The following is a 17,044-nucleotide window of genomic DNA, read 5'->3' as shown; positions in this document are numbered from 1 at the left end:
CGTACGTGGTAGACAGGCGCATGCGGATCGTGATCGCGGACGACGCGGTGCTGCTCCGGGAGGGGCTCGTACGGCTGCTCACCGAGCGCGGGCACGAGGTCCTCGCCGCCGTGGCGGACGGCGAGGCGCTGGTGGGGGCCGTGGTGGCCCACCGGCCGGACGTGTCGATCGTCGACGTCCGGATGCCGCCCTCGCACACCGACGAGGGGCTGCGGGCGGCGGTGGAGGCGCGCCGCCTGGTGCCGCGCACCCCGATCCTGGTCCTCTCCCAGTACGTCGAGGTGTCGTACGCCGACGACCTGCTCGCCACCACGGGCGGCGGCGGGGGCGGGATCGGCTACCTGCTCAAGGACCGGGTGGCGGCGATCGACGAGTTCCTCGACGCGCTGGACCGGGTGGCCGCGGGCGGCACCGTGCTCGACCCCGAGGTGGTCGGTCAGCTCTTCGCCCGGCGCCGGCGCGACGACCCGCTGCGCGAGCTGACCCCGCGCGAACGCGAGGTGCTCGGGCTGATGGCCGAGGGGCGCTCCAACACGGCGATCGCGAGGAGCCTGGTGGTCACCGACGGCGCCGTCGAGAAGCACGTCCGCAACATCTTCACCAAGCTCCAGCTCCCGCCCGACACGGAGCAGCACCGCCGGGTCCTGGCCGTGCTGGCCTACCTGCGCAACTGACCGGCACGGCCGACCCCGACGGCGGCCCACCGCCGCGTCGTCGGGCGGCCGCTGCCCGGCGTCGAGCTGCGGCTGGCCGGGGCCGACGGGGTCGAGCTGCGGCTGGCCGGGGCCGACGGGGTCGGACCGTCGGGGTGGACCCGGAGCCGACGGGCCGGTCAGGGCAGCGTGGCCGCCAGGGTCACCGCCTCGCTGAGGGTGTCGGCGACCGGGTGGCCGGCGGCGCGCAGCCGGGCCGGATCGGTGAACCCGCCGGTGTAGAGGACGGCGCGGCCCCCCACCGACACGGCGGCGTCGGCGTCGTCGATGGAGTCCCCGATCAGCACCACGTCCCGGCCGTCCACGCCCAGCTCCGTCAGGTGCCGCCGCAGCGACTCCGCCTTGCGGTCCCCGCCGACGCTCGCCCGCAGTCCGTCCACCCGGAGGAAGTTCCCGGTGAGTCCGTACGTGTGCACGGTCGGCACCAGCTCCTCGTGGAACCACATGGACAGCAGGGACTGGCTGCCCGGCCACGCCGCCATGGCGACGGTGGCGTCGTGCGCCAGCTCGCAGGTCGTCAGCCCCGTGCGGTACGCGTCGTGGAAGATCCGGTCCAGCCGGCCGAACGCCTCGTCGTCGACCGCCCGACCGAGCACCTCGGCGTAGTAGTCGGCGATGGGCCGGCGGAACCGTACCCGGTGCTCGTCGGCGGTCACGGCGGGCCCGCCCACGCTGGCGAAGGCCGCGTTGGTGCAGGCGACCACCAGGCTCAGGTCGTTGAGCAGGGTGCCGTTCCAGTCCCACACCAGGTGGTTGCGCGCAGGGGTCATCGCAGCACCCTAGCGCCGGCGCGTCCGGCGCCGCACGCCCGCTCCGCCGGCGGAAAGTGCGACAGCGGTTCGTGCCGCGCCTGCGCGTTCACAGCTGCGGCGTGGTCAGGTCCCGCAGCAGCCGCTCCTCCTCCACCCGCCAGTAGCCGTGCTCCTTGCCGTCGAGCAGCACCACGGGCAGCCGGTCGCCGTACTCGCGTTCCAGCTCGATGTCGTCGGTGACGTCCTTCTCGGTCCACCGGTCCCCGGTGACCGCCACCACCCGGTCCAGCGCCGCCTTCGCCTCGTCGCACAGGTGGCAGCCGGGCCGGGTGATCAGGGTGAGTCGGGGCTCACGCATCGGTCTCCTCCGTCGTGCTGGTGCCGGCCGGGGCCGGCGGGCGGGTCTCCGGCGACGCCGCCGGGGACGGCACCGGGGCCGCCGGGGGCGACGCCGGCCGGAGCAGGGTCTTGCGTACCTTGCCGATCACCGAGTGCGGCAACTCGTCGACGAACTCGACGGCGGTCGGGCACTTGAACCGGGCCAGGTTGCGGGCGCAGTGGGCGAGCAGCTCCGCTTCGGTCACCGGGTGCCCCGGCGCCGCCACCACGTACGCCCGGACAGTCTCGCCGGTGCGCGGGTGCGGCACACCCAGTACCGCCGACTCGGCCACCCCCGGGTGCGCGGACAGCACCAGCTCGACCTCGTGCGGGTACACGTTGAACCCGTTGACCAGGATCAGCTCGCCGATCCGGTCCACCAGGAAGAGGTCGCCGTCCTCGTCGGCGTACGCCACGTCGCCGGTGGGCCACCAGCCGTCGGCGTCCGGGCCGCCGCGGCCGTCCGGCCAGTAGCCGGCGAAGACGTTCGCCCCGCGCACCACGACCTGGCCCGGGTCGGTGCCCGGCATGACGTCGGAGAAGTCCAGCTCGTCGACGTCGTCGTCCGGCTCGATCACGCCGTCGCGCCACAGGTCGGCCCCGTCGGCCCCGACCAGCCGCAGCTCGACGCCGGGCAGCGGCCGGCCGATCGAGCCGGCCTTCGGCTCCCCGCCGACCAGGGTGGAGGTCAGCACCGGCGCGGTCTCGGTCAGGCCGTACCCGACGTGCACCCGGCGACCGGCGACCTCGGCGAAGCGCGCCGCGACGGCGGGCTCCAGCGGTGCCGCGCCGCAGACCACGACCCGCACCGACGCCATCGCCGGGGCGAGCGCGGCGGCGTCCGCCGTGGACCAGGCGGCAACCATCGACGGTACGCCGACCAGCACGCTCACCCGGTGCCGGGCGATCTCGGCCAGCCCCGCGTCGGTGCCCAGGTCGTCGACGAGCACCCCGGTCGCGCCATGGTGGACGACGGCGCCCAGCCCCGCGTTGAGCCCGTACGCGTGGAACAGCGGCAGCGCCAGCAGCACGGTGTCGTCCGGGCCGACGACGGGCGGATCGATGCGTCCGACCTGCTCGTGGTTGGCCGCCAGCGCGCGATGGGTCAGCATCGCGCCCTTCGGTCGTCCCTCGGTGCCGGACGTGTAGAGCAGCAGCGCCAGGTCGTCGCCGCCCCGGCGGGGGAACGCGTCGCCGGCCGGCGCCACCGGCGGCGCGGTGTGCACGGCGACGAGCGCGGGCAGGTCCTCGGCGACGCCGGCCACCAGGTCGCACACGCGCCCGGTGCCGATCAGCACCGACGCGCCGGAGTCGGCCAGCACGTGCCGCAGCTCGGGGGCGGTGAGGCCGGGGTTGACCGGCACCGCGACGAGCCCGGCGCGCAGCGCGGCCAGGAAGCTCACCACGAAGTCGGGGCAGTTGCCGAGCGCGACGGCGACCCGGGGCGGGTACCGGTCGATGCGGCCCGGCGTCGGGTGGAGACCGGCCGGCGGCGTCCCGGTCAGGGCCGCCAGGGCGTGGGCGGTGGCCGTCACCGACGCGTCCAGTTCGGACCAGGTCAGGGTCCGCTCGCGCCAGTGCAGCGCGGGTCGGTCGCCCACGGCGGCGGCCGCCCGGTGGAGCCGCTCGACGAGGGTCGAGGCGGAGCTGTCGGTTTCGTCCTGCACGGTGGCTGAGTCTGGCACAGCGCGGGGTCCGTGGGCCATGCCCGCCGGAGGCCGCTGATCGCCGAGGGGACCACCGGCCGACGCAACCGGATCGGGACGCCCCGGCCCTGCCGGCGCACCGTCCACAGGAGTCCCATCGGCAGGACTCCCGCGACGCCCGGCCGGGACGGGGCCGGTCCCGCCGACAGGACACGGCGGGTCGTGCGCACCGCCACCGGGCACCCCGGGCCGGACATCGGCACCCGCGCCGCGACAGGCCCGCTGAACTGGAATTTATTCGCATCCACGGTGCAATCCGAAAGTCAACCACCGGCGACGGACAACCGGTCCGCCAGATGTGCGACGCCCGGGGAAATACTTCCGCTCTGTGTAACGGACTTGCCACGCGTGGGTGACGTTGGCCCTATCATCACTCGGGTCGGCTCACCCCATTTGCCGTGAGTCGACACCCCTCAGCCCGAGGAGGCCCCCGTGCCTGTGAGCGCATTGGACCTGCACCTCAAGGGGATCTGCCGCCCGTCGGCACGCCCCGAGCCAGCCCTGCCCGGCCAACCCGGCCGGGCCACGACGGCGCCGTGCCGGCCGACGTGGCCGGCCGGCGGGACGGAGGCGGCGCGGTGACCACCTTCGGATACGCGGAACGGCCGGTGGGCCTGAACAGCCCGGCGGTCCGCGGGCCGGTCAACGAACGGCCCGCCGCCCGGGGTCCGCTGGACGACGCGGGCGGCCTCGCCGTCCATGGCGAGGCCGCGTCGAACCGGACGCGCAACCGACCACACCAGAACGAACCACCGCCACGCGCCGCGACGCCCGGAGGCAACGCGAGGCCGACCGGCGGCCGGGTCGCGGTCCCCGCCCGGCCCATCATGCCGGCGCAGGGTCGCCGCACCACGGAACCGACCAGGGCGCACGACGAGTCGGTCACGGAGACGGCGGTGCTCCCGGCGGTGCCCGCCGCCGCGCCGGTCAACGCCTCCACGGGCTTCCCCAGCCGGCCGGACCCCTCCGACCCCGCCACCGAGGTCTGGGGGCTCGTCGAGCGGGCCCAGGCCGGCGAGTCCGAGGCGTTCGGGCTGATCTACGACCGGTACGTCGACACGGTGTTCCGGTTCGTCTACTTCCGCGTGGGCAACCGCCAGCTCGCCGAGGACCTCACCTCCGACACGTTCCTGCGCGCCCTCAAGCGGATCGGCAGCTTCACCTGGCAGGGGCGCGACCTGGGCGCCTGGCTGGTCACCATCGCCCGGAACCTGGTGGCGGACCACTTCAAGTCCGGCCGCTACCGGCTGGAGGTCACCACCGGCGACGTGCTGGACGCCGACCGCGAGGACCGGGGCCCCGAGGGCAGCCCGGAGGCGGCGGTCGTCGAACACATCACCAACGTGGCCCTGCTGAGCGCCGTCAAGCAGCTCAACCCGGAGCAGCAGGAGTGCATCGTGCTCCGGTTCCTGCAGGGCTTCTCCGTGGCCGAGACGGCCCGCACCATGGGCAAGAACGAGGGCGCGATCAAGGCCCTCCAGTACCGCGCGGTGCGAGCGCTGGCCCGACTGCTGCCGGACGGCTTCCAACCGTAGTCCGGTCCACGGGACTGCAACGCATCGACGGGCGTACGCGCAGCCCAGGGCCGTCGCGCCCCCGTGTCGGCAATCACTTTCCGTGATTTCGCCTCCGTCGGCCCCGTAACCCATGTCCGGTGCGGACCGTTTCTCCGGGTGCGACCGGTGGTAGCCAGGGCATTCCCCGGGCCCCCGGATTCCGGCGGTGCGGCCGGCCACGACCTTCGTCCGTGGTGTCACGCCGTCACCGGTCGCTGTCGATGACAGCGGCCGACCGGCCGCGACCAGCGAGAGGAGGTGCCCACGGTGGACAGCAACCTCTTCTCCCGTCGGCGCGCGGAGCGCTTCGCGCAGCTTCTCGACGAGGCCAACGGGGGCCGACGACACCACGTCCGGTCCCGGGCCGACGACCAGTTGACCGCGCTCGTCGCGGTGGGTCAGCGGCTGACGACGGCCCCGCCCACCGTGCAGGCGGACCCGGAGTTCCGGACCGGGCTGCGGGCCATGCTGCTGGCCACGGCCGAACGTGAGGGCATCGGCGCCCCGGCCGCGACCACGACCGAACCGTCGTCGCGGCGTTCCGCCGACACGGGGCGCAACCGGCTGCTGCCGGCGGCGACCGCCCGTCGGGCCCGGGCCCGTGGCGCCATCCTGGTCGGCATCGCGGCCGGTGCCGTCGCCGTCTCGGGCATCTCCGCCGCCAGCGAGAACGCCGTCCCCGGCGACGCGCTCTACGGCATGAAGCGCTCGACCGAACGCGCCCAGCTCGCGCTGGCCAGCTCGGACGTCAGCCGGGGCCAGCTGTTCCTGGGCTTCGCCCGTACCCGGCTCGCCGAGGCGGCCGAGATGCGCGGCAACGAGGACGGCTTCAGCGCGGTCCTGGACGACATGGACGCCGACACCCGTCAGGGCGTACGCCTGCTCACCACCGCCGCCGCGCAGCGCTCCGACCCGGCGGCGCTGGACGCGGTCAACTCCTTCCTCACCGGCCAGCGCCGGGCGGTCGGCGCGCTCCTCGACGACGCCAGCCGGACCGACCGCGACCGGACCCGCCGCTCGCTCGCCCTGCTCGACGCGGCCCGCAAGCGCTCCGACGCGCTGCGTGCGGCGATCGCCTGTGGCCTGCCCGCGCCGGTCACCAGCGATGCGCTCGGCCCCGCCCCCGCCAGCTGCCCCGGCGACCGCTGATCCTCGCAGCCGATGCTCGCTGTCGGCTCCGCCATCGGTCCCTGGCGACCGTTGATCGTCGTCGCCCGGAGCCGGCCGAGACGTCCGCGCCACAGTTCACCCGTCGCGCGGCCGTCCCCCACCGGCACCCGGCTACCCTCGCGGGAGACAGACGTCGAGCGGAGGGAGGTCGGGTGGCAGGCAGCCGCAAGGTGACGGTCAGCACCGACGCCCACGGTCACACCGCCGGCTGGGCGGAGACCGACCTGGTGCCCCTGGCTCCCCCGGAACCCGATCCGGGCGCGGCGGCCTTCTTCGACGTCGACAACACGATGATGCGGGGCGCGTCGATCTACTGGTTCGCCCGGGGCCTCGCCGCGCGCAACTACTTCACCACCACCGACCTGGCCCGGTTCGCCTGGCAGCAGCTGCGCTTCCGGCTGTTCGCCACCGAGCACGCCGGCGACATGTCACAGGCCAAGGAGGCCGCCCTCGCCTTCGTCGAGGGTTGGCGGGTGGACGACGTCGAACGCCTCGCGGAGGAGATCTTCGACGAGCTGATGGCGCCCCGGATCTGGGCCGGCACCCGCCAGCTCGCCCAGCGTCACCTGGACGCCGGCGAACGGGTCTGGCTGGTCAGCGCCGCGCCGGTGGAGATCGGCCGGGTGATCGCCGCGCGGCTGGGCCTGACCGGCGCGGTCGGCACGGTCGCCGAGATCGTCGACGGCGCGTACACGGGCCGGCTGGTCGGCGACCTGATGCACGGCCCGGCCAAGGCGGAGGCGGTCACCCAGCTCGCCGCCGTGGAAGGGCTGGACCTGGGCCGCTGCACCGCCTACAGCGACTCGTACAACGACCTGCCGATGCTCTCGACGGTGGGCCGGGGCGTGGCGGTGAACCCGGACGCCGCCCTGTTCAGGGAAGCCCGGCAGCGCGGCTGGGACGTCCGCGACTTCCGCACCGGCCGCCGCGCCATCAAGATCGCCGTACCGTCCACCGCGGCGGCCGGTCTGGTCGCCGGGGCGGTGACCGCCGGGCTGGCGCTGCACCGCCGCCGCCGCAACGGCTGACGGCACCGGCCGCCCACCCCGCCCTCGGCCTCACGGCCCGCGCGCCCCTCCGCGCCACGCCACTCGCCCTCGGCGCCACGGCCCACGCGCCCCCTCCGCGCCACGGCCGTGCGCGCCCTCAGGGGCCGAACGGGTCCGGGCGCCGTTCCAGCAACTGGTGCAGGGTCTGCTGGATGGTCTCCCGCACCTGGTCGGCGAGGTTGAACACGACCAGGGGGTCGTCGGCGGAGTCCGTCAGGTGGGCGGTCGGGATCGGCGGGCAGAACTCGATCAGCCACTTGCTCGGCAGCGGCACCATGCCCAGCGGGCCCAGCAGCGGGAACGTCGGCGTGACCGGGAAGTAGGGCAGCTTGAGCAGCCGCGCCAGGGGCTTGATGTCGGCGAGCATCGGATAGATCTCCTCGCCGCCGACGATGGCGACCGGCACGATCGGAGTGCCGGTACGCAGCGCCGCCGAGACGAACCCGCCGCGCCCGAATCGTTGCAGCTTGTAACGGTCGGAGTAGAGCTTGCCGATGCCCTTGAACCCCTCGGGGAAGACGCCGACCAGCTCACCGTTGCCGAGCAGCCGCTCGGCGTCCGGGTTGCAGGCGACCGTCCCGCCGGTCTTGCGCGCGATCTCGGAGACCACCGGCATCCGGAAGACCAGGTCGGCGCCGAGCAGCCGCAGGTAACGGCGGGCCGGGTGCTGGTCGTGCAGCGCGGCCGAGAGGATCAGCGCGTCCAGCGCGACGGTGCCCGAGTGGTTGCCCACCACCAGGCCGGCGCCCTCGGCGGGCACGTGCTCCAGGCCGGTGACCTCGGTGCGGAACCAGTCCCGGTAGAGCGCCCGCAGCAGCGGGTGGAAGACCGCCTCGGTGATCTCGGGATCGAAGCCGAACTCGTCGACCTCGTAGTCGCCGGAGAGCCGACGACGCAGGAACGCCAGCCCCTTGGCGACCTTGCGGTCCCAGTGGTCGCCGGGCCGGTCCGGCACCGCCGGCCCGCGCGCGACCACCTCGTCGGTGGCGGCCGTGTCGGGCTCGTCGGGCGTGCCGGGGTGGTGTCCGTTCATGCGCGCGGGCTCCGCGTCCGGCGCGGACACCCTCAGCGGTACGTCGAAGCGGCCGTCGCGCCGCTCGTCCGGCGCGCTCACGAACCCTCCCGTACGGCCGAACGGACCTGCCGGATCCCGTCCAGCACGAGCTGCTCCGCCGCTGCCAACTGGTCCCGGTGCAGCACGGCCCCGCCGTGGTGGGCGCGGATGAAGTCGTCGAACGCGGCGGCGGTGGAACGGGGCGTGAAGTCGTACTCCCGCTCCAGCCGGCTGGTGTCGACGACGCGGCCGTGCACGAAGAGGTCGACCTGGTCCAGGCCGTAGCGGCCGAAGCCGAGGGTGCGGGCGATCGCGGCGGCGTTGGACAGGCCGGGCTCCAGCACCGGCACGGCGACCCGGCCGGCGCGGCGGATCGCCTGCGACAGGGAGAGCACGCCGGGGCCGGCCACGTTGTAGGTCCCCGGGTGGTCCTCGACGATCGACCGGTGCAGCACCTCCAACGCGTCGTCGAAGTGCAGGAACTGCAACCGGGGGTCACGCCCGAACACGGTGGGCACCACCGGCCGGGAGAAGTAGCGGGTGAGGGTGGTGTCGGCGGTCGAGCCGATGAACGGCGCGAAGCGCAGCACGGTCGCGGTGACGTCGGGCCGGCGGCGGCGGAAGCCGCGGACGTACCCCTCGATGTCGAGGATGTCGCGGCCGAAACCGCCGCGCGGCACCTCGCGCGGCTCGGTCTCCTCGGTGAAGACGGCCGGGTCACGGAACGACGCCCCGTACGCGGCCGTCGAGGAGCGGACCACGAGCTTGCGCAGGCGGGGAGCGCGCTGGCAGGCGGCGAGGAGCTGCATCGTGCCGATCACGTTCTGGTCCTTCATCGCCGCACGGCCGCCGTGCTGCGGGTCGGGCGCGGTGACCAGGGCGAGGTGGACCACCGCGTCGACGTCGAGGTCGGCGAGGAGGCCGCCGAGCGAGCCGGCGTCGACGCGGACGCGCTCGACCCGGTCGAGCAGGTCGGTGATCTCGGCGCCGGGCTCGGGCTGGTCCACGCCGATGACCCGCTCGATGCGGGGGTCGGCGGCGAGGCGGGCGGCGACGTGCGCGCCGAGGTAGCGGCTGACCCCGGTGACGACGACGACCCCCGGGGCACCTGAGGTGCCGCCGGGGGTCATGTCACACACCTACCCCGGCAGGCGGGACCGAGCCGGGACATCCGCGGCGTGATCACCTGAGCCTCCGGGGGTCGACAGTTGGCAAGCGACGACGGGAGCCGGGCCGGAGCCCGGCCCCGGTCACTTGCCGAGACGGCGACGCTGGACGCGGGTCTTGCGCAGCAGCTTGCGGTGCTTCTTCTTAGCCATGCGCTTGCGGCGCTTCTTGACCACCGAGCCCATACGAAAGCCTTTCGATGCAACGTGCGGGGCGACCTGCTGACGCCACGGGGTGACGTCGGCGACCGCTTGCGGACAACGGACCGGACCAGCGGGGTAAGCGGCAGGGAACGCCTGCGGTCACGGTCGGGGTCCAGGGTAGCCGGAGAGCGTCAGCAGGACCAACGCGCCCCCGTCGATGCCCGTCACGTCGCCCTCCGCGGGCGGTCCCCGGGAGGGTCAGGCGGTCTCCTGAAAGGCGCCCCGCAGGTATTCGTGCACCGCATGCTCGGGCACCCGGAACGACCGGCCGACCCGGACCGCGGTGAGCTCACCGCTGTGCACGAGGCGGTAGACCGTCATCTTCGACACCCGCATCACCGTCGCCACCTCGGCGACGGTGAGGAACTTGACCTCCGACAGCCGTCCGTCGGACTGCGACCCGGCCATGGCTCACCGACCAATCCCATGCCCGGCGCGTGCCACCGGACAGGTTCGTCCCGCCCGGACCGGCGACGCGCGTGTTACCAGTACGGTAGCGGGACGGCTGTGACCGGCGCGATCCCTTCGTACAACTGATCATGATTCTGGCCGGTCACCACTCGACCGGTCGGTTCGTCGTCGAACCTGTTGCGCGCCGCGTCCGATCGGCCCCCGGATCCGGGTCGGCCCCGTTTCCGGGTCGGCCGGCGGGCGGAAGGCGCCCGGTGGCTCCGGCGGCGCCACCGGAGCCACCGGGCGGGCGCCCCGGGCCGCTTCCGGACGCGGACCGGGGCTCCGCGCTGGGAGCGGGCACCAGTGTGTCAGGTCGGCCGGCGCCGCCCGACAGCGGTCGATCATGAAGGCCTTGGGGCAGCAAACACCCGTCGCGCGGGCCGCTCCCGTCAGCCGACCACGGCCCGGACGTAGCCGACGCACTCGGCGTGCAGGGCCGACCACGCCTCGCCGAGGACCTGCTCGGCCGCCCGGTCCACCGGCGTGCGCTCGTGCACCACGGCCGCGAAGAAGGCGAGCAGCCGCTCCGGACCGAACCGGTCGACCAGGTGCCGGACCGCCAGGTAGGAGATGCCGTAGCTGCCGCTGACCCGGTCCGCCGGGGCGTCGTCGGCCGGGCTGAGGCTGTCGAGCCGACCGTCCCAGCCGCCGAGCAGGCCGCGCACCTCGTCCAGTCCGGCGTACCGGTCGATCGGTTCGCCGTCGGCGCCCGCGTACTCGGCGAGCCCTTCGACCAGCCACCAGGTGTCCTTGCCCGGGTACCCCCGCTCGGGCAGGGACGCGGCGTGGGTCAGCTCGTGCCGGAGCAGGTCGTCCACCCCGCCGGCGACGAGTCCCTCGGCGTTGAGCACCACCTCGTGGTGGCCGCCGCCGACCGTGACCGCGTACCCGCCGGTCCACTTCGGCCGGCCGCCGCCGTACCAGCGCTGCCACTCGCCCCGGCCGGCGTGGAAGATCCGGTACCGGTCCGGCGTGCGGCCACCGACGGCGTACGTGTCGGCGATCCTGGCGGCGGCCTCCGCCTGGGCGAGCAGGCCGGGCAGCTCCTTGCGCAGGGCGGGGGTGGTCGCCACGAGCGTACGCGGACCGACGGCCACGGCCAGCTCACTGACCTCCCAGGGCCGGGTGCCGGTCGCGGCGGAGCGGGACGGCTCCACGGCGAGCAGCCGGGGCCGCTCCCCTTCCCGCCACCGGGTGCCGGTCAGCACCCGGCTGGTGCGGCAGTCCGGCGTGACGAAGCAGTAGCGGAACTCGACCAGCAACCGCCACTCGCCGGGCCGCCCCTCGACGGGGACGGGGGGACCGCTGGCGTCGGCCTGCCAGGCAGTCACCCGCAGGGCGCGCAGCGCGGCGTACCGGCGGCGCAGGTCCGGATGCGCGGCCGGCTCGGCGACCGCCAGGAACCTGGCGCGGTCCCCGCCGAGCAGGGCGGCGGACTGCCGGGCCAGTTCCGCCGACATGCGTTCCCCGAGCCGGCGGGCCGCCGCGACGCCGGGGTCGTCGGCGGGTGCGGCCGACGGGCCCGGGGCGGGCGGATCACCGGCGCGCACCAGGCCGGTCACCAGCGCCGCGGGCAGGCCGCAGGCCAACAGCAACACGAATGCCGCCAGCGCCACGCCCAGCGGTCGGATCCGCCGCACCGACGGCTCGGCGCCCGCCACCGCCGCAGCAGGCGCGACGGGCCCGGCACCATCGGCCGGCCCGGCCGTCGCAGTCGGCTCGGCATCGTCGGCCGGCCCAGCGCCGTCAGCGGGCCCGGCACCATCGGCCGACTCGGCCGAGGTCGTCGGCCCGGCATCGTCGGCCGGCTCGGCCGAGGTCGTCGGCCCGGCGCCGTCGCCCGGCTCGGCCGGGGTGGTCGGCCCGGTGCCGTCGGCCGGCTCGGCCGGGGTGGTCGGCCCGGTGCCGTCGGCCGGCTCGGCCTCTTCTGTCGCGCTGGCCGGCGCGGCGTCCGTCACCGGTCGGCCGTCCGTTCCGGGCTGCCCGTCAGTCACCCGCCGAAGGGTACGACCATCCGGCCGGCCGGGGCGACCGGGGCCCGCGAGCCACGCCGCGCAGCGGTCTCGGCACGGTTCAGGCGGGGCGGTCCGTCGGGTGGCGCAGCGTGCCGGTCACCGCCGACGACCGGTCCCCGCAGGAGGCGCGGCAGTGGACCGCGCCCTCACCGTTCCTGCCCCCGTGGCCAGGACCGCAACGTGCCGTCCAGCGCGGTGACCAGGTTGCCGAAGGAGGCGTCCACGGCGCGGGGCAGGCCGAACCCGCCGGCCGCCTCCAGCGAGACGAACCCGTGCAGGGTGCTGCGCAGCATCCGGGTCGCGTCGAGGGCGTCGTCGCCGTCGAGCCCGTAGCCCCGCAGGGTGGCCCGGATCGCCCCGACGGCCCGCTCCCCGGCGGCGACGTGCTCCGGGTCGGTCGGGTCCGGTACCCGCTGGGTGGCCGGATAGCGGCCGGGGTGCCGGTGGGCGTACGCCCGGTAGGCGGTGGCGACGGCCCGCAACGCGTCCCCGCCGGCCCGGCCCGCGACGGCGGCGGTCAACTCGTCGGCGAGCTCGGCGGTTGCCAGCGCGGAGAGCTTCTGGGCGAGCGCGTCGGCGCCCCGGACGTGCTTGTAGAGGCTGGGCAGCGCGACGCCGAGCCGGTTGGCCAGCGCGGCGAGGGTGAGCTGGTCGGCACCGACCTCGTCGGCCAGCCGGGCCGCCTCGCGCACCACGGCCCGCTGGGTGAGCCCGGCCCTAGGCACCGGTGACCGCCACGAACTCGGTGAGCTGGGCGGCGGTGCGGGCCGGCTGGTCGGCGTGCGGGTAGTGGCCGGAGTCGTCGATCATCCGCGCCTCGGCGGTGGCGAAGAGCCGGCGGGCCGCCCGGGCCGCGGCGCCCGGATCGCGGAAGTCCGGATCCCTCGTGCCCATCAGCACCAGCACCGGCTGGCGTACCTCGCGGGCGCGGGTGGTCCAGTCCGGCCCGGCCGGCGCGATCACCCCGCGCATCGCCGCCATCCGGCCGGGCTCGCGCAGGGTGGCGACCATCGCCTTGCGGTACGCGGCGTCGTCGGCCGGCCGGTCGCACGGGAAGAGCGTGCGGTGGAACAGCCCGAACAGCCGGGGACTGCGCAGCACGGCGGCCAGGGCCATCCGCATGAACGGGTTGAGCTTCGGCTGCTCGACGAACGGGGCGACCTGGACGATGCCGTTGACCAGGGCGGGATCGTCGGCGGCGGCGAAGACCACGGCCGCCGCGCTGGACGAACTGCCGACCAGGGTGGCCGGTCCGCCACCGAGGTCGCGGACCACTGCGAGCAGGTCGGCGCCGACCTGCGCCGGGGCGTACGTCGGCCAGCCGGCGCTGGACTCGCCGTGCCCCCGAACGTCCACCGACGCCACCCGGTGCCCGGCCGCGACGAGCAGCGGGACCAGGTGGCGGAAGGAGTGCCGGTTCTCCCCCATGCCGTGCGAGAGGACGACGAGCGGCCCCTGCCCGTGCGCCTCGTAGGCGATCCGCCCGCCGTCCCGCTCCACGTAGCTAACTGTCATAACCTAAAAGCTAATCGCATTAGCCAAGGCCGTCAAGGGGCTCGCCCGGGAACGGGAACGGGCCGGCGGGACGAGGGTCTCCGCCGGCCCGTACCGGGACCGCTGTGGGGGGATGACGCTGGCCGATCCGGACGGCCACCGCCTCCGGGGCTGGCCGTACGGCCGAACTACTTCTTCGAGATGACGGCCCGGCCGAAGAACGCCAGGTTGGCCGGGCGCTCGGCGAGCCTGCGCATCAGGTAGCCGTACCAGTCCTCGCCGTAGGGCAGGTAGGTCCGCACCGTGTAGCCCTCGCCCACGAGCCGGGCCTGCTCCTCCGGGCGGATGCCGTACAGCATCTGGAACTCGAACCGCTCGGGCCCACGGTCGAACCAGCGCGCCCGGTCCTCCCCGATGGCGATCAGGCGGGGGTCGTGGGTGGCCAGCATCGGGTAGCCGTCGCCCGACATCAGGATGTTCATGCAGCGCACATAGGACTTGTCGACCTCGCGCGCGGCCTGGTAGGCCACCGACTCCGGCTCCTTGTAGGCGCCCTTGCACAGCCGCACCCGGGAACCGGCCGTGGCCAGCTCGCGGCAGTCCGACTCCGTCCGCCGCAGGTACGCCTGGAGGACGGCGCCGGTCGACGGATGGTCCTTGCGCAGCTTGGCGAGGATGTCCAGGGTCGAGTCGGTGGTGGTGTGGTCCTCCATGTCCAGGGTGACCGTCGTGCCCGCCTCCTCGGCGGCGACGCAGATCGCCCGCGCGTTGTCGTAGGCGAGCTGCTCGTCGAACATCTGGCCCAGCGCCGACAGCTTGACACTCACCTCGGCGGCCGGGGTCAGCCCCGCGCCGGAGAGCAGCTTCAGCAGCCTGACGTACTCGTCACGGGTGGCGGTGGCCTGCTCGGGGGTGACGGTGTCCTCGCCGAGGTTGTCGAGGGTGACCGCGAGACCGTCGTCGACGAGTTCGCGGGTCGCGCGCAACGCGTCGTCGGTCCTGGCGCCGGCGACGAACCGGCGGACGAGGTCCCGGGTGAACGGGGCCGTCGCGACGAGCCGCTCGACCTGGGGTGACCGGGAGGCGGCGAGGATCACGGTACGGAGCATGCATCGAGCCTAACGCCCGCCGGTGGCCCCGCGCGGGGCAGCGGGCGCAGCCTGGGCCACCAGGTCCCAACCGCATCACAGGCACCGCCGGTGGTGGGACGGCAGTGGCTTCCATCGGCTACAACAAATCACGTGGAACAACGCCCCCGCCGCCGGCTCCGGTCGGCCTCCGTGCAGCTCGGCGCGCTCACCGTCCTCGCGCTCACCCTCTCCGGCTGCAACATGACCTCGGACGACGACGATGACGACTGCGCCCTCGGCCCGGCGGGCGGCGGCGAGACGGTGGCCCTGGCGCTACGGACACCGACGGTGACCAGCGGACGCACCGCGCCGGAGCCGACCGCCTCGGCCCTGCCCGACCGGGGCGGCTTCGGCACCCACCTCGCCTCCTGCGGCGGCTGACGTGCGCCGGCAGACGGTCACCCCGCGCCCGGACTGGGACGCCACGATCCGCTCCCAGGGCCTGGTGTACGTCGACACCGAGCTGCCCGACGGCGGCATCATGTCGTACTGGGACGAGACCGCCGCGTACGCGTTCGAGCTGGACGAGGTGCTGCGGCTGGAGGAGGCGACCGAGGAGCTGCACCGGATGTCGGTCGCCGCCGCCGAAAACGTCGTCGCGCGGCACCGCTACGCCGAGTTCGGCATCCCGGCCTGGGCGGCCGAGGCCGTGGCCCGGTCGCTGCGCGAGGCGCCGCCCACCCTCTACGGGCGCTTCGACCTCGCCTACGACGGCAGCTGGCCGCCGAAGCTGCTGGAGTACAACGCCGACACCCCCACCGCGCTGGTCGAGGCGAGCATCATCCAGTGGTACTGGCTGGAGCACACCCGGCCCGAGCTGGACCAGTGGAACAGCCTGCACGAGCGCCTCGTCGGCGCCTGGGCGAAGATCGGCGCGGGGCTGCACGACCGCCGGGTGCACGTGCTCTGGTCGCAGGAGGAGGAGGTGTCCGCCGAGGACCACATGACCGCCGGCTACCTCGCCGAGACCGCCCGCCAGGCGGGGCTGGACGCCACGCTCCAACCGATCCAGCACATCGGCTGGGACGGCCGCCGCTTCGTCGACGCGGCCGGCGAACCGGTCACCACCTGCTTCAAGCTCTACCCGTGGGAGTGGATGCTCGCCGAGCCGTACGGGCGACCGGCGCTGGAGCCCGGCACCCCGACGACCTGGATCGAGCCGGCGTGGAAGCTGCTGCTGTCGAACAAGGCGCTGCTCGCCGTGCTCTGGGAGCTGTATCCCGGGCACGAGCTGCTGCTGCCCGCGTACCTCGACTCGCCCCGCGGCATGCCGGAGTACGTGGCCAAGCCGCTGCTCGGCCGGGAGGGCGGCTCGGTGCGGATCGTCACCGGCGACACCGAGATCAACAACCCGGGGATCTACGGCGACGAGGGCTGGTGCTACCAGGAGTTCCGGGCGCTGCCCGAGTTCGCCGGCAACCGCATGGTGCTGGGCAGCTGGATCGTCGACGGCGAGTCGGCCGGGGTGGGGGTGCGGGAGAGCGCGAGCCTCATCACCGACGGCTACGCGCGGTTCCTGCCGCACTACATCGACGCGCCACGGGCCCACTGATTCGTCTACGGTTGTGGGCGTGAACTTCGACGCGTACGCCCGGACCGGCGTCGACCTCGTCAACGCCCGCCTGGACGACCTCGACGACCTGCGGGCCCTCATCCCCGACGACAACGCGTGGATGCGCGACGAGGTGGCGGAGCGGGACCTCACAACCTTCCGGCGGGCCCAGAAGCGCCTGCGCGACGTCTTCGAGTACGGCACCTCCGGGCGGGACGCCGAGGCGGTGGTCGAGCTCAACACACTGCTGGAGGCGTTCCCGGTGCAGCCCCGCATCTCCGGGCACGACTCCAGCGACTGGCACATGCACGTGACCAGCCGGGGCGCCTCCGTGAGCGCGGAATACCTGGCCGGCGCGGTGTGGGGGTTGTCGGTCTGGCTCTGCGAGTACGGCAGTGCCCGGTTCGGGGTCTGCGCCGACGAGCGCTGCGGCAACGTCTACCTGGACACCTCGTCCAACTGCTGCCGACGGTTCTGCTCGGAACGCTGCGCCACCCGCTCGCACGTGGCCGCCCATCGGGCGCGCAAGCGCGCGGCCATCGGCGAGCAGGCCGGCGTGAGCACCAAGGAGTCGCTCAGCACAGCGGTCTGACGCCACTCGGGCAGCGTCCAGCCGACCGGGCGGTCGTCGTCGTGCTGTGACCGCAGCGGC

18 protein-coding genes and 1 pseudogene are annotated in these 17,044 nt (G+C 74.5%); 7 read left to right on the top strand and 12 right to left on the bottom strand.

Annotated features, from left to right (window positions below):
* Window positions 1-20: 20 nt before the first annotated feature.
* Window positions 21-674, top strand: coding sequence for a LuxR C-terminal-related transcriptional regulator (locus ACGFIR_RS17680; RefSeq protein ID WP_393146034.1), 654 nt, complete (start codon window positions 21-23; stop codon window positions 672-674).
* A 158-nt stretch (window positions 675-832) separates the two neighbouring features.
* Here the strand turns inward: ACGFIR_RS17680 and ACGFIR_RS17675 are convergent, their stop codons facing one another.
* From ACGFIR_RS17675 to ACGFIR_RS17665, 3 genes are all read right to left on the bottom strand, one after another.
* The gene (locus ACGFIR_RS17675) at window positions 833-1,483 is read right to left on the bottom strand and encodes an HAD family hydrolase (protein WP_393146032.1); all 651 of its coding nucleotides are present in this window, start codon (window positions 1,481-1,483) and stop codon (window positions 833-835) included.
* A gap of 88 nt (window positions 1,484-1,571) precedes the next feature.
* A complete protein-coding gene (locus ACGFIR_RS17670; protein WP_357877900.1) occupies window positions 1,572-1,823 on the bottom strand; it encodes a glutaredoxin family protein in 252 nt (83 codons plus the stop codon).
* Entirely contained in the window at window positions 1,816-3,549 is a 1,734-nt protein-coding gene (locus ACGFIR_RS17665; RefSeq protein WP_393146030.1) for an AMP-binding protein, read from the bottom strand. The genes ACGFIR_RS17670 and ACGFIR_RS17665 overlap by 8 nt, the downstream gene beginning before the upstream one ends.
* 578 nt (window positions 3,550-4,127) lie before the next feature.
* Between ACGFIR_RS17665 and ACGFIR_RS17660 the strand changes: the two genes are divergently transcribed.
* The 3 genes from ACGFIR_RS17660 (at window position 4,128) to ACGFIR_RS17650 (ending at window position 7,303) form a co-directional block, all read left to right on the top strand.
* The gene (locus ACGFIR_RS17660) at window positions 4,128-5,084 is read left to right on the top strand and encodes an ECF subfamily RNA polymerase sigma factor, BldN family (RefSeq protein WP_392998194.1); all 957 of its coding nucleotides are present in this window, start codon (window positions 4,128-4,130) and stop codon (window positions 5,082-5,084) included.
* A 288-nt stretch (window positions 5,085-5,372) separates the two neighbouring features.
* Complete coding sequence (locus tag ACGFIR_RS17655) at window positions 5,373-6,254, top strand: DUF5667 domain-containing protein (protein ID WP_392998192.1); 882 nt, start codon at window positions 5,373-5,375, stop codon at window positions 6,252-6,254.
* 173 nt (window positions 6,255-6,427) lie between these two features.
* Window positions 6,428-7,303, top strand: coding sequence for an HAD family hydrolase (locus ACGFIR_RS17650; protein WP_393146028.1), 876 nt, complete (start codon window positions 6,428-6,430; stop codon window positions 7,301-7,303).
* 118 nt (window positions 7,304-7,421) lie between these two features.
* Here ACGFIR_RS17650 and ACGFIR_RS17645 read toward each other — a convergent pair whose 3' ends face one another.
* From ACGFIR_RS17645 to ACGFIR_RS17605, 9 genes and pseudogenes are all read right to left on the bottom strand, one after another.
* Entirely contained in the window at window positions 7,422-8,438 is a 1,017-nt protein-coding gene (locus ACGFIR_RS17645) for a lysophospholipid acyltransferase family protein (protein ID WP_393146026.1), read from the bottom strand.
* On the bottom strand, window positions 8,435-9,508 hold the full coding sequence (locus tag ACGFIR_RS17640; RefSeq protein WP_392998186.1) for an NAD-dependent epimerase/dehydratase family protein: 1,074 nt from the start codon (window positions 9,506-9,508) through the stop codon (window positions 8,435-8,437). Before ACGFIR_RS17640 ends, ACGFIR_RS17645 begins: the two co-directional genes overlap by 4 nt.
* A gap of 120 nt (window positions 9,509-9,628) precedes the next feature.
* Window positions 9,629-9,730, bottom strand: a complete 102-nt coding sequence (locus tag ACGFIR_RS17635) for a 30S ribosomal protein bS22 (protein WP_007465623.1) — start codon at window positions 9,728-9,730, stop codon at window positions 9,629-9,631.
* Window positions 9,731-9,946: 216 nt separating this feature from the next.
* Window positions 9,947-10,156, bottom strand: coding sequence for a helix-turn-helix domain-containing protein (locus ACGFIR_RS17630; RefSeq protein WP_007465625.1), 210 nt, complete (start codon window positions 10,154-10,156; stop codon window positions 9,947-9,949).
* Window positions 10,157-10,301: 145 nt separating this feature from the next.
* Window positions 10,302-10,577, bottom strand: a pseudogene (locus ACGFIR_RS17625) (hypothetical protein); the annotation flags it as partial.
* Window positions 10,578-10,590: 13 nt separating this feature from the next.
* Complete coding sequence (locus ACGFIR_RS17620) at window positions 10,591-12,195, bottom strand: hypothetical protein (RefSeq protein WP_393146024.1); 1,605 nt, start codon at window positions 12,193-12,195, stop codon at window positions 10,591-10,593.
* Between the two features lie 167 nt (window positions 12,196-12,362).
* Window positions 12,363-12,941 (bottom strand): TetR/AcrR family transcriptional regulator, encoded by a 579-nt coding sequence (locus tag ACGFIR_RS17615; RefSeq protein ID WP_392998182.1) that lies wholly within the window; start codon window positions 12,939-12,941, stop codon window positions 12,363-12,365.
* Window positions 12,934-13,731, bottom strand: a complete 798-nt coding sequence (locus ACGFIR_RS17610) for an alpha/beta fold hydrolase (RefSeq protein ID WP_392998180.1) — start codon at window positions 13,729-13,731, stop codon at window positions 12,934-12,936. The genes ACGFIR_RS17615 and ACGFIR_RS17610 overlap by 8 nt, the downstream gene beginning before the upstream one ends.
* 167 nt (window positions 13,732-13,898) lie before the next feature.
* Window positions 13,899-14,819: a proline dehydrogenase family protein gene (locus ACGFIR_RS17605; protein WP_393146022.1), complete on the bottom strand. Its 921-nt coding sequence runs from the start codon at window positions 14,817-14,819 to the stop codon at window positions 13,899-13,901.
* Between the two features lie 132 nt (window positions 14,820-14,951).
* Here ACGFIR_RS17605 and ACGFIR_RS17600 point away from each other — a divergent pair, with 132 nt between their 5' ends.
* Genes ACGFIR_RS17600 through ACGFIR_RS17590 form a run of 3 tightly spaced genes read left to right on the top strand, consistent with a single transcriptional unit; the run spans window position 14,952 to window position 16,984 of the window.
* Window positions 14,952-15,221, top strand: a complete 270-nt coding sequence (locus ACGFIR_RS17600; RefSeq protein ID WP_393146020.1) for a hypothetical protein — start codon at window positions 14,952-14,954, stop codon at window positions 15,219-15,221.
* A gap of 1 nt (window position 15,222) precedes the next feature.
* Window positions 15,223-16,392 (top strand): glutathionylspermidine synthase family protein, encoded by a 1,170-nt coding sequence (locus tag ACGFIR_RS17595; RefSeq protein WP_393146018.1) that lies wholly within the window; start codon window positions 15,223-15,225, stop codon window positions 16,390-16,392.
* Window positions 16,393-16,411: 19 nt separating this feature from the next.
* Entirely contained in the window at window positions 16,412-16,984 is a 573-nt protein-coding gene (locus tag ACGFIR_RS17590) for a CGNR zinc finger domain-containing protein (RefSeq protein WP_392998172.1), read from the top strand.
* Window positions 16,985-17,044 lie beyond the last annotated feature (60 nt).

Origin of the sequence: Micromonospora sp. NPDC049051 (genome assembly GCF_043197575.1) — a bacterium.
Taxonomy (GTDB): domain Bacteria; phylum Actinomycetota; class Actinomycetes; order Mycobacteriales; family Micromonosporaceae; genus Micromonospora.
Note: the sequence above shows the minus strand (reverse complement) of the source record. Positions and strands in the feature narration are given on the sequence as shown.

Excerpts from the sequence above, each read along its gene's own strand:
- ACGFIR_RS17680 (WP_393146034.1), top strand. The coding sequence starts at position 21 with ATGCGGATCGTGATCGCGGACGACGCGGTGCTGCTCCGGGAGGGGCTC.
- ACGFIR_RS17675 (WP_393146032.1), bottom strand. The coding sequence starts at position 1,483 with ATGACCCCTGCGCGCAACCACCTGGTGTGGGACTGGAACGGCACCCTG.
- ACGFIR_RS17670 (WP_357877900.1), bottom strand. The coding sequence starts at position 1,823 with ATGCGTGAGCCCCGACTCACCCTGATCACCCGGCCCGGCTGCCACCTG.
- ACGFIR_RS17665 (WP_393146030.1), bottom strand. The coding sequence starts at position 3,549 with ATGGCCCACGGACCCCGCGCTGTGCCAGACTCAGCCACCGTGCAGGAC.
- ACGFIR_RS17640 (WP_392998186.1), bottom strand. The coding sequence starts at position 9,508 with ATGACCCCCGGCGGCACCTCAGGTGCCCCGGGGGTCGTCGTCGTCACC.
- ACGFIR_RS17635 (WP_007465623.1), bottom strand. The coding sequence starts at position 9,730 with ATGGGCTCGGTGGTCAAGAAGCGCCGCAAGCGCATGGCTAAGAAGAAG.
- ACGFIR_RS17630 (WP_007465625.1), bottom strand. The coding sequence starts at position 10,156 with ATGGCCGGGTCGCAGTCCGACGGACGGCTGTCGGAGGTCAAGTTCCTC.
- ACGFIR_RS17610 (WP_392998180.1), bottom strand. The coding sequence starts at position 13,731 with ATGACAGTTAGCTACGTGGAGCGGGACGGCGGGCGGATCGCCTACGAG.
- ACGFIR_RS17605 (WP_393146022.1), bottom strand. The coding sequence starts at position 14,819 with ATGCTCCGTACCGTGATCCTCGCCGCCTCCCGGTCACCCCAGGTCGAG.